At 58.8% G+C, this 478-nt stretch carries 1 protein-coding gene; it reads right to left on the minus strand.

The annotated features are described in order from the left end of the window. Positions 1-121: 121 nt before the first annotated feature. A partial coding sequence (locus A3754_RS21905) for an FAD-dependent oxidoreductase (protein WP_197468777.1) occupies positions 122-478 on the minus strand: 357 nt, incomplete at its 5' end.

Consider the following 478-nt stretch of genomic DNA (forward strand, 5'->3'; position numbering starts at 1 on the left):
CCGGACGCTCAACCCGCTTCTGATAGCATTGCGGCTCCGCAAAGAGTCTCTGCGGAGCCGCAACATTTCTGGCACTACTGTTTTAAAGCGTCTGACGTCAGGCGTCCAGCCTTAGGCGTGATTAAACATCCAGGTAATCAAGGATCCCTTTGGCCGCTTCACGGCCTTCCCAGATGGCCGTCACCACCAAGTCGGAACCACGCACCATGTCACCACCGGCAAAGATCTTCTCATTGCTGGTCTGGAACGGGAATGCCTGCTCCTCGATCGCCATAACGCGGCCGGAATCATCGGTGTTGATGCTCTTCGCATCAAACCAGTCCGCCGGGCTGGGGCGGAAGCCGAACGCCACGATCACCGCATCCGCCGGCAGAATTTCTTCACTGCCCGGGATCGGCTCAGGGCGGCGGCGACCATTGTTATCCGCCTCACCCAGCCGGGTTTCCACTACCTTGACGCCAACAACCTTGCCATCTTC

It is taken from the genome of Alcanivorax sp. HI0083 (assembly GCF_001635175.1).